The organism is Collimonas sp. OK307 (assembly GCF_900113705.1).
Taxonomy (GTDB): domain Bacteria; phylum Pseudomonadota; class Gammaproteobacteria; order Burkholderiales; family Burkholderiaceae_D; genus Collimonas.
Genome location: NZ_FOQI01000006.1, coordinates 222,021 through 232,842 on the forward strand (window position 1 = coordinate 222,021; position 10,822 = coordinate 232,842).

General features: G+C 54.9%; 10 protein-coding genes. 6 read left to right on the forward strand and 4 right to left on the reverse strand.

Translation table 11 applies throughout. From position 1 onward, the window contains the following. Positions 1-12: 12 nt before the first annotated feature. The 3 genes from BM205_RS10650 to BM205_RS10660 form a co-directional block, all read right to left on the reverse strand. Positions 13-2,877: a TonB-dependent receptor domain-containing protein gene (locus tag BM205_RS10650; protein ID WP_092414467.1), complete on the reverse strand. Its 2,865-nt coding sequence runs from the start codon at positions 2,875-2,877 to the stop codon at positions 13-15. A gap of 546 nt (positions 2,878-3,423) precedes the next feature. Continuing rightward, positions 3,424-4,824 carry a sensor histidine kinase gene (locus tag BM205_RS10655; RefSeq protein ID WP_371326478.1) on the reverse strand — a complete coding sequence of 467 codons (1,401 nt, stop codon included), beginning with the start codon at positions 4,822-4,824 and terminating at the stop codon, positions 3,424-3,426. Continuing rightward, positions 4,821-5,489 carry a response regulator transcription factor gene (locus BM205_RS10660; protein WP_092414468.1) on the reverse strand — a complete coding sequence of 223 codons (669 nt, stop codon included), beginning with the start codon at positions 5,487-5,489 and terminating at the stop codon, positions 4,821-4,823. Before BM205_RS10660 ends, BM205_RS10655 begins: the two co-directional genes overlap by 4 nt. Before the next feature lie 177 nt (positions 5,490-5,666). Between BM205_RS10660 and BM205_RS10665 the strand changes: the two genes are divergently transcribed. Both BM205_RS10665 and BM205_RS10670 read left to right on the forward strand, forming a co-directional pair. Beyond that, the gene (locus tag BM205_RS10665) at positions 5,667-6,062 is read left to right on the forward strand and encodes a MerR family transcriptional regulator (RefSeq protein WP_092414469.1); all 396 of its coding nucleotides are present in this window, start codon (positions 5,667-5,669) and stop codon (positions 6,060-6,062) included. Positions 6,063-6,091: 29 nt separating this feature from the next. Next, positions 6,092-6,481, forward strand: coding sequence for a carboxymuconolactone decarboxylase family protein (locus tag BM205_RS10670; RefSeq protein WP_092414470.1), 390 nt, complete (start codon positions 6,092-6,094; stop codon positions 6,479-6,481). A 343-nt stretch (positions 6,482-6,824) separates the two neighbouring features. Here BM205_RS10670 and BM205_RS10675 read toward each other — a convergent pair whose 3' ends face one another. Beyond that, a complete protein-coding gene (locus tag BM205_RS10675) occupies positions 6,825-7,760 on the reverse strand; it encodes a LysR substrate-binding domain-containing protein (protein WP_092414471.1) in 936 nt (311 codons plus the stop codon). A 199-nt stretch (positions 7,761-7,959) separates the two neighbouring features. Between BM205_RS10675 and BM205_RS10680 the strand changes: the two genes are divergently transcribed. The 4 genes from BM205_RS10680 (at position 7,960) to BM205_RS10695 (ending at position 10,743) form a co-directional block, all read left to right on the forward strand. Beyond that, positions 7,960-9,276: an MFS transporter gene (locus BM205_RS10680; RefSeq protein WP_092414472.1), complete on the forward strand. Its 1,317-nt coding sequence runs from the start codon at positions 7,960-7,962 to the stop codon at positions 9,274-9,276. Positions 9,277-9,323: 47 nt separating this feature from the next. Then, entirely contained in the window at positions 9,324-9,785 is a 462-nt protein-coding gene (locus tag BM205_RS10685) for a GNAT family N-acetyltransferase (protein ID WP_092414473.1), read from the forward strand. A gap of 128 nt (positions 9,786-9,913) precedes the next feature. Next, positions 9,914-10,246, forward strand: coding sequence for a hypothetical protein (locus BM205_RS10690; protein WP_254783842.1), 333 nt, complete (start codon positions 9,914-9,916; stop codon positions 10,244-10,246). Between the two features lie 359 nt (positions 10,247-10,605). Next, complete coding sequence (locus BM205_RS10695) at positions 10,606-10,743, forward strand: DUF3096 domain-containing protein (protein WP_092414474.1); 138 nt, start codon at positions 10,606-10,608, stop codon at positions 10,741-10,743. The last annotated feature ends 79 nt before the right edge of the window (positions 10,744-10,822 follow it).

A 10,822-nucleotide genomic window follows, 5' to 3' on the forward strand; every position in this document is an offset into this window, starting at 1 on the left:
GCAAAACCGCCTTTAGAACTTGTAGGTGCCAGTTATATAGAACTGACGTCCCAATGGATCGGTGTAGCGGGCGTCATAACCAACCTGGTTGCCGCCGCCTGCCGTTACCAGGGACAGCGGCGGAGTACGTGCAAACAGGTTTTTGATGCCAGCCGTGAATTCCAGCCCCTTTTTCACCGTCATCTTGGTTTGCCAGTCGAACGTGGTGTAAGAAGCCACGTTATGGTTAGGCATGGCGACGAAAGCACCGTAAGAACCATCGGGATTGACGATACGCACTGTTGCATCGTCTGCAACATAGGTTTGGTCGTGATAGCCCGAGCGGTAGTTGGCGGTCAGGGTATGGGTCCACGTATCCGATTGCTTCCATGAACCAGCCAATCTCGAAATGACACGGAACACCACGTTTTGGTCCGCACCATATTTACCCAGGCTGCTCTGAGTGCCGGTTCCCGGGAAATCCTGCTCGGCTTTCAGCATGTAGGTACCAGTCCATTGCAAGCTCATGTCGCCAATCGGCGTCTTGGTCTTGAAACTATGATCCCAGTCAATCCCTTGATACTTGGCGCTGGCCAGATTGACCGGTGTCTGCAAGAACGCAATTGTCTGCGATCCCTGGATCGGATCGTTGAACAGCGTGAACAGATTGGAATAAGTTGCTGGATTGGCGAATGCAATATTTTCCTGCAGGATGCTGATCTGGTTCTTGATACTGACTGTCCACAGATCAAATCCAATCGACACATTGCGTATTGGTTCGAGGCGGAAACCAACAGTGCTTTGTTTCGAAGTTTCCGGCTTCAAACCACTGGAACCGGAAAGCTGATTGCCACCTTGCAGCACGTCATACTGGGTCACGCCCTGGCACCCGGCGGCTCTTGGATCTGGCGCCGAAACTGGACATGGATGCTGTTGGGCAGTATTGCCGGTGAACTGCAGTGGCGAAGTGATCTGCGCCAATGTCGGCGCCTTGAAGCCCGTGCCGTACGAGCCACGCAGCAAGAACGAATCCACCGGTTGCCAGCGCGCAGAAATCTTATACGTGGATTTGCTGGCAGAGTTACCCTGTGTCGCCGAGCCAAGCGGATTGCCGGCCGAGTCAAAGTTTGAATCGTTTTTTGCTGCGTCGTAGCTGTCGTAACGCAGTGCAGCCGTGACATCCAGGGTTTTCATTACAGGCACCAGCATTTCAGCAAAAGTCCCGTAATTCTTCCTGCTTGCCGAAAACGGCAAGGCGCCTGCATTGCCGCCGATAATGGAATCGGTAAAATCCGGCTGAAGCGCGTTGGCGGTTTGTAGAATTGCACTTGGACTATCGGTGTGCTGCTCTTTGGTTGCCTCAATACCAAGTCCAAGTTGCGCCATGCCGCCCGGCGCCTTGAACAAGTCATGCGAGCCATGCAGGCTAAGGATATCGAGTTTGGACGTCGACTGATCCAGTGTCTGGTGCAATACGGCCGGAGCCAATGCCGCTACCGACGATCCGGCCGGCTGGAAAGGATCGAAACCACCAGCAGCGACAATGTTTTGAAATGTGTTGTTGCTGAGATAGCCGTTAACCGCCTTGTCGTAGAATTTATTTTGCGAATGGGTATAAGACGCGTTGTAATCCCAGCCCAATGCGCTGCCGTCGACACCGAACGCCATGTGCAAGGCATCGGTCCGATATTCATCGGTACGGCCGCCGGCATCAACCAGGCGCAGATTCATCACTGCTCCCGAGATATTGCCGGGATTTTCTCCGAGCTGAGCCAGATAAGGCGTCACGTATTTGGCATACAGGGGGCTGCTCAGCGACAGTGCCAAAGGCTGGGCGGCCGGCGCATATTGCGGTGTGATGGAAAAGCGTGAAGCTACCGCTTCGGCAAACAGCGTGGTATCGCTATTGAGCTTCAAATTGCCGGATAACACGAAACTGTCGCGCTGCGACTCTGGCACTAATTCGACCGTTGCAGCATAGTCGAATTTACAGTAGTTCCCCGCCTGGAAAGTATTCGGCCCGCAGCTGCCGTTTTTTAACAAGCTAGGGGTAAACTGGGTGGGATCCGAACCGTCGGCATGACGCAGTGAAACCCCGCCCGGCGCGGTGTAGCTGCTCAATTGATAGAGCGCATAGTTTTGGCCGCCGACACTGAACGGCACGACACCGCTATTGGCGAATCCACGTTGGCTGGCAACCAGGTTTTTTTGTTCATCGTGGCTGTATGCCATCAGCACATTGAAGCCATCTTTATCCAGATCGCCAAAGCCCTTGGAGATACCTACATTAAAACTCTTGCCGCCCGCCTTGGCTGGCGCATTGTAGGTTGCAGTAATCGTCGCTTCGGTGGAATTTTTCTTGAGAATGAAGTTGACCACTCCGGCAATCGCATCCGAACCGTAAAGCGCTGAAGCGCCATCGGTAAGGATTTCAACCCGTTCAACCGCAGCCAGCGGAATTGTCGCAAGATTGACCGCATAGTCATTGTTGGAAATCGCCGATTTGGCAATCCGCCGGCCATTCAACAACACCAAGGTATAACCGGAACCGATGCCGTGGATCGAGGCTGTCTCTACGCCGCCGCCACCGCCATTAACCGAGCTCGATTGCGGAATGAAACCTTGCATCGCTGGCAATGCCTGGATCAGGTCGGCTACGCTATTGGCGCCGCTCTTTGCAATATCTTCCTGAGTCAGTGTCTGGACTGGCAGAGCACCTTCTTTGGTGATGCGCTTGATGGATGAACCGGTAATTTCGACGCGCTGCATCTGTTGCGGTGAATCGTCAGTCTTTGTCTCCTGCGCCTGCACTGAATGAGCCAACAGCCCCACTCCTACCACTACGCTGCCGGAAAACATCAGTCGTAGCAAATGCGGCAATCTTCTTTCTTTTATCATCACAACTCCCTATGGGTAAATTTCAGAGCGAACTTTTAAGTTTTGTAAAAAATCGAACAGTTTTGTTAATCGCCTTCTGAGCGATGCTTTGGAAACCCATGCGCAACTGAAAACAGGTTTCTTCCGCAGCAATGCCACTTCTTGCGGAATCGCCCTCGAACCGCAATTTGTAATTGCCACTCGAAAACCTTTCCGCACAGACACTTAGCAACAAACATGCCACAAGACACTTCGGCACCGAGACCACGCCTCTCGCCCGGCAAGCCAGCAACGGCGCGCCAGAGCGCCAAGGAACGCGCGGTCGATGTAATTATGAAAATGGAAGATCGAGGTGTGATTGCGATACAACAACTCCCTCCCTCAAAAGAGTAACAAGGGTAAAAGTTGTGTCATTGGGAAATGATTTAGTGCATAGTTCTGGCCCCGGACTTGCGCCGGGGTCTTTGCCCTATTACTTCGACAACAGTTGTCGTTGCATGACGGCGGATAGCTTGATGACGTCGTTTGAGCAGGTCTGCAAAACGGCGGCATGCCGCTATTCGGTGCTTAATTGCGTAATTGAGCCGGCAATTTCGATGGCGTGCCCAAAATTGGGAATGGGAAATGCACTGAAAAAATCGTCCCGCCTGCTGCTCCGGGCTCGACCGTGATCCTGGCGCCATGATCTTTGGTGATATCGCGCACGATCGCCAGGCCTAAACCATTGCCGGCGACGTGATCGTCAAGCCGATGATAGCGGTTGAAAATCAATTCCTGCTCGGATGGTGCAATCCCGGGCCCCGAATCCTCAACCGAAAAAATCCCGCCATCCTTACCTTGCAGTGTATTGACCGTGACCGTGCCGTTTTGCGGGGAATAGCGGATGGCGTTGTCGACCAGGTTATCGATCAGATCCAGCAACAAGAAATGATCGCCCATTACGCGAGCCGGCTGCAAGTTGAAGCCAAGGTCGATATTTTTCTTGTGCGCCTGCTCGACAAAATGCTGGATCGATTCCTCCACCAGTTTATTGAGATCAACCACCCCCAACCGTTCCTTCTCGAACTTGGCCGGCTCGGCGCGCGCCAGCGTCAGCAACTGGTTGGTCTGGCGGATCATGCGCTCGGTCGACGACGTCATCAGCGCGATCGAATGCGCGCTTTCCGGTTCGTCCGCATGCTTCTGCAGCAGCCATTCCAACTGGGTCCGGAAGCCGGCCAGCGGCGTGCGTAACTGATGCGCGACATTGGCGAGAAAATTCTGCTGCGCCTTGGCATCCAGTTGCACTTTGTCCAGCAAGCCGTTGATGGCTTTCACTACCGGGCTAAGCTCGAGCGGCACATGCTGTTCGTCCAGCGCCGACAAATCCTCTCCACTGCGCGCATTCAGGTCCAGCTTCATCTTTTTCAGCGGCAGCAGGCCCTTGCTGACCGCCAGCCAGATGGCGGCAATCAGCACCAGCGCCAATACCCCCTCCAACAGCGCCAGTGCGATAAATATCACTGAACGGATATGCGTGCGTTTGCGCAAAGTTTCGGCGACGCCGATGAATACCGGCTGATTGCCGATCATGGTTTTCAAAGCCACGACTCGTACCGGTTCGCCACGCATGACACTGTCGTAAGGAGTCGGATCGTTCAATTGCTCGTTTTGCGACAGCACGGGAAAATCGGCATCGCCGGCCAGCAGCTTGCCCCGGCGATCACGCACCACCAGGAATATGGCGTCGAAATGATCGACCCGCAACACTTGCTCGGCTTGCTTCGACAAGTCGATTTCGACCTCTGCACCTGCTTCGTGCAAACGCGGAATCATGGCCCAGCCGGCATCCGCCAGGCTCTGGTCGAAAGCAATCTGGGCTGGAATCCAGGCCAGCCAGTAAGTCAGGCCGGCGCCAACTAAATTGACAATCAACAGCGGCACAATCAGCCACTTCAGCAAACTGATACGGATGCTGGACATGCTCATGGCTCGCTTTTTTCCAGCATGTACCCGAACCCGCGTATGGTGCGGATCTCGATCCCGGCATCGGCGATTTTCAGGCGGATCCTGGATATGTATACCTCGACTGCATTCAAGGTCAGCTCTGCGCCCCAAGGCAATATGGCGTCGATAATCTGCTGGCGCGACACCACGCGTGAAGCTTGCTGCAGCAGATATTCAAGCACCGCCCATTCGCGCACCGACAGATCGACCGTCTTGCCGTTGATTTTTGCACGCCGCGATGAGGTGTTCAGCGACAAGCCGCCCAGATGCATCTCAAGCGGTTGCGGCGCGCTACGGCGCAGCAGCGCGCGCACCCTGGCCACCAGTTCCTGGGTTGCGAACGGCTTCACCAGGTAATCATCCGCCCCCAGCTCCAGCCCATAAACCCGGTCCTGCACCGAGTCGCGGGCGGTCAGCAATAGCACCGGCACGTGGCTGCCGCGCGCGCGCAGCCGGCGAATCACCTCGAAGCCGTCGATACCGGGCAGGCCGATATCCAGCACCACCACCGAGATTTCAGTGCGTTGCAACAGTGCGTCGGCATCGTTACCGTTCTGCACCACATCGACCACCATGCCGTGGCCTTTGAAGATGCGCAAGATGCCATCTGCCAGCACCGAATCGTCTTCTACCAAAAGAATATGCATTGAATCCTTCGTCATTCCTGAAATCCGCTCAAATGAGGGGTCGCCCCATCGAGAATTGCCTTTATTGCAATCATGCGTAACAAACACCAATTTTAATCGGTAGGCGCTGCGTACAACGATGCCCTGCGATAATAAACGCTTGACCTAGAGCGCACTCTAACTTTTAGACTTTATTCCATGGCCACTACCATTACGATCCAACAAGCTGCAACAGCCACCGGACTCAGCATCCACACTTTGCGCTATTACGAAAAGATAGGATTGATCGATCCTGTCCCGAGGCAAAGCAATCAGCATCGCATGTATCGCCAGGAAGACCTTATCTGGATTGGATTCCTGCTCAGGTTGCGCGCTACCGGCATGTCGATACAGGAAATGCTGCGCTATGCCGAGCTGCGCAGGCTGGGGGAACAGATTGGTAGTGTGTCAGAGCGCAAGGTAATGCTGGAGCAGCATACGGTAGCGCTGGAAGCTGAACTGTTGGAGTTGCAGGAAACGCTGGTGATATTACGCGACAAAGTCGCTCTTTATGCCGACCTGGAACGAAAACTGAAAGCCGCCATCGACACATGACTCATTTGAATAATCGTTTGGAGAATCGCATGGAACAATGCACTTATGAAAGAGGTTTGCAACGTTTGAAAGAAGTGGACGACATCGCCGGCGAGAAAGTGATCGACAGCCTGGCCGACATTTCTCCTGACCTGGGACGCTATGTCATCGAATTCGGCTTCGGCGAAATCTATTCCCGTCCCGGACTCAGCTTGCAACAGCGCGAACTGGCCACGGTGGCGGCGCTGACGGCCATGGGCACGGCGCAACCGCAATTGAAGGTGCATCTGGCAGCCGCCTTGAACGTCGGCCTGTCACGCCAGGAAATTACTGAAACGATTATCCAGATGGCGCTGTACGCCGGTTTTCCGGCAGCATTGAACGGCATGTTTGCGGCGAAAGAAGTGTTTGCCGAACACGATAAGCTGGCAAGCTTGTAGACAAATGGCGCCGGAATCAAACCTGGTTCCGGCTCGCTCCGTTTGATCAGGACGGAGCCGCGGCACAGATTCCAGACGACACATCAACAGAAAACCTGGCATGTGCGATTAAACCAATTCCCGGAATGATGATCCGGAACACATCTGCCATGTGGACACCCGATAAAGTGTCCGACTACCAGACGATGCGGCCATGGTGGCGGCCTTCGCAACACAGCGCAGGTTGAACTCTGCTGTGATTGAAGTCTAAGGGAACCGCGCGTTTGCAGGAAATACTGATTTTGGATAGGGATATAAGAAAAAACGATGGCCCAACGCTTTCGTTAGATAGTTGCATTCAAGCTTAGCGCGCAAGAATTCTTGCATGCAACCACTCGCCACTACGGCACAACTCGTCAGCCACCTCCAGCACCAGACGCTCTACCGCCGCGGCCGCAGTGGTCAGCGGAATATTCCTGGATGCGCACAAGGTCAGCGTGCGCGACAACTTTGCACCGCTGATCGCATAAGCCGTCATCTCGCCGCGCTTGATTTCCGGCAGTAGCGGCGCTACCGGCAAGATGGTGGCGCCGATATCCGCCAAAATGGCCGATTTCATAATTGTCACCGAACTGATTTCGATCACGTTATCAAGCGTCAGGCCGGCGGCCCGGGCGACGCTCTCGATGCGAGGCCGCACGCCGTGCTGCATGCCGGGTAATATCAGTTTTGCCTTGACGGCGCGTGCGAAAGTCACGGAACGGCGTGTAGTCGCATACTGAGAGCCGGTGCGCGTGATAAACATCATTTCTTCTTCGACCAGCGGCGTGGTGGCGAATGAAGTCAGCTGGCCGTCATCGAACAACACCGCCAGGTTGATGCGCCCGGTCTTTAATTGCTCGATCAGGTTGCCGGTCAATTCCTCCGTCAATTGCAGCGAAATATCCGGATATCTTTCGCGCATTGCGGTCAGCAAAGGCAATGCCAGGGTGCCGGAAGCACTTTGCGGAATACCCAGCGCGACCGTGCCTGCAGGTTTGTCGGTTGACTGGGCGACAGCCGATCTGGCATCGCTTACCTGTTTCAGGATCGCTTGCGCATGTTCGTAGAAAATCTTGCCGGCGTCGGTGGCGATCACCCCTTGCGCGGAGCGATGCAGCAGCTGCGCGGCCAGTTCGTCTTCCAGTTGCTTGATCTGCTGCGTCAAGGCCGGCTGGGCAATATGCAACACCCGCGCGGCGCGCGACAGCGAACCATGATCGACAATGGCGACAAAATAGCGCAGTTGACGCAATTCCATAAAGCGCGGACCTCAAAATATGTGTGGACGGTATGCTGCGACAGCGCATAGCAGTGTAAACGACTTCGCCTGGCTCGCCGCGAAATCGCCACGTAGCCATTCCACACCCGTAAGGCTACAATGCCCTTCAGCAATATAACCAGATCGAGATTTGCAGCTGTCGTTTCTTATAACTAAACCAATAGGCCGAGAGAGAGACATGTCCGATAATCCAAGCGCAACAAGTTCAACCAGCACTTCCGCCAACAGCGCATTCGAAACAGCCACCTACGCCAAAGTGACCTGGCGCCTGCTACCCATGCTGTTCCTCTGCTATGTCGCCTCCTATCTGGATCGGGTGAATGTCGGCTTTGCCAAGCTGCAAATGCTGAACGACCTGAAATTCAGCGAAACCGTCTACGGCCTGGGCGCCGGGATTTTTTTCCTCGGCTACTTCATTTTTGAAATACCCAGCAACATGATCCTGCATCGGGTCGGCGCCAGGCTCTGGATCGCCCGCATCATGATCACCTGGGGCATCGTCTCCGGCGCCATGATCTTTGTCGACAGTCCGACCACGTTTTACATCATGCGCTTCTTGCTCGGCGTGGCCGAAGCCGGCTTCTTCCCCGGCGTTATCCTGTATCTGACTTATTGGTACCCATCCAATCGGCGCGGCAAAATGACGGCGCTATTCATGACCGGGGTGCCGATATCCGGCGTCATCGGCGGCCCGTTGTCAGGCTGGATCATGAAAGCCATGCCTGGCGTGCATGGCCTGGCAGGCTGGCAATGGATGTTTATCCTGGAGGCGATCCCTTCTTTGGTGCTGGGTGTGGTCGTGATCTTTTATCTGCAAGACCGGATCCGCGGCGCCAACTGGCTGAGCGAGGAGGAAAAGCAACTGCTCGAATCGCAGATACAGGCCGAAAGCAGCCAGAAGACTGAAGCTTCCCTGGGCCAGATGTTTGCCAATCCACGTGTGTGGCTGATGGCGCTGATCTATTTTTGCTTCGTCATGGGCCTGTACGGCGTCAGTTTCTGGCTGCCGACCATTATCAAGACTACCGGCGTTACCGACACCTTCAACATCGGCTTGCTGACGGCCATCCCTTACGCCACGGCGGCAATAGCCATGATCTTGATCGGCCAAAGCGCCGATGCACGGCGTGAACGGCGCTGGCACGTGGCGATTCCGGCGCTGCTGGGCAGCATCGGCCTGATCCTGAGCACGGTGTACGATCACAATACGCTGCTGGCCATGTCCGCACTCACCTTGGCCACCATTGGTATCATTACCGTGCTACCGCTGTTCTGGAGTTTGCCGACCGCATTTCTCGGCGGCGCGGCGGCAGCGGCCGGGATTGCCTTGATCAATTCGCTTGGCAACCTGGCCGGCTTCGTCAGCCCGTACCTGGTCGGCTGGCTCAAAGACCAGACCCAGAGCACCAACAGCGGCATGTTTGTGTTGGCTGCGTCGCTGGTAGTGGGTGCGTTGCTGACGCTCTCGGTGCCGAAACATCTGGTGAACAAGTAGGTACGGATAAAGAGCAGAAAGTAATAGAAAGAACGAGAAAGGACGGCATGCCAGCCCTCGAATTCAGAAATGCTACTGAAGCGGACATGCCGTTCCTGATCGCGCTGCGCAACGCCACCATGAGCGAGCACCTGGAGCGGGTTAACGCCGCACGCGACGACGCCGCGCAACTGGCGCGGGTCCTGTCTCTGTTTGAGCATGCCCGGATCGTCTCCATGAACGGCCGGGATATCGGCTTGCTGAAAGCCTATAAGGAACCGACGCGCTGGTATATCGCGCAGATCCAGATTGCCCCGGAATTTCAGAGGCAAGGCCTGGGCCGGGCCATCATCGAAAACGTCTTGAACCGGGCCAGTCGCGATCAATTGCCTACGGCGCTGAAAGTATTGACCGGCAATCCTGCAAGGCGGCTATATGAAGCGCTGGGCTTCAGGGAAGTCGCTCGTGAAGACGTCGACCACCTGATGGTCTGCCCGCCTCGACCAGACCCCTTCCCTGCTTCCGCTTAAGCCGCACCGAAGGTCCGAAACTCCCTGTCAAATTAAAAACAGCAAAGTGCTTGCATTCAAACTCGCGTTGGATAATAATTTAAATGAGAATCATTACTATTTAAAACAACCCGATCAAGGAGTTTTTGATGAATAGTCCACGCCATGCAGCAAATCAGGTTTCGATCACAACCGAGGACTACCGTACACCGCCAGAGCTCCTGATCTCGGCCGTGCTGCACCTGATCTCTCAATACAACATGCACAACCTGGCGAGCGATGCCTGCGTGCAGTCGGCCAGGACGATTGAACGGCACCTGCGCACCCTGTCGGACTGGCCAGGCCTGGCGCCGGTGTTGCGCGCTACTTGCCAGCAATTGTCGGAGCAATGGGTCTCGATGATCGAGCGCGCCTTACCGAAGCAAAAATCTGAACGTTCAGCATTCATCACGCGCTTGATTTCTGGCACGCGCGCCCTCTGACGCTAATTTATTAATGCGCGTTTCAGCAATCTTGCGAAAGCGCCAATGTATTCCCCGGGAAGGGAGTAAATCCGTCTCTTGCCCGATCTGAAATGGTGATCGCCAACGACCTGCCCGTTGCTGACGATGACCGCCAGGTTTCAGCTCGCGCACCTGACGGAGTGTGTGTCCTTATCGGCATTAGCCAGCACTGTAACGGTCTCTCCTCCTGATACAGTCGATAGCCAAGCCGTTTTTTTCCGGAAATCAGTGTAATCCTACGATGTTTGGCGGCCTTGTCCTACAATGAAAATATTGTCGGCGATATACCATCGAGCCAGATGTAACCGGATTCTTCACTCAAAAAAAAAGGAACGCATATGATTGCCAATCTGCATCTAACCCCTATCGTTTCGCTGATCGCCGGCGTACTTATCCTGGTGATTCCGCGACTCCTGAACTACATCATCGCCCTGTATCTGATAGTCATCGGCCTGATTGGACTGTTCGGCCGCTGAGCGACCTGTTCCGTGCCTGGATGCAAAATCCGCACGGATTTGTCAAAAATTTGCGCCATGCAGCAAACCGCGCTTGACA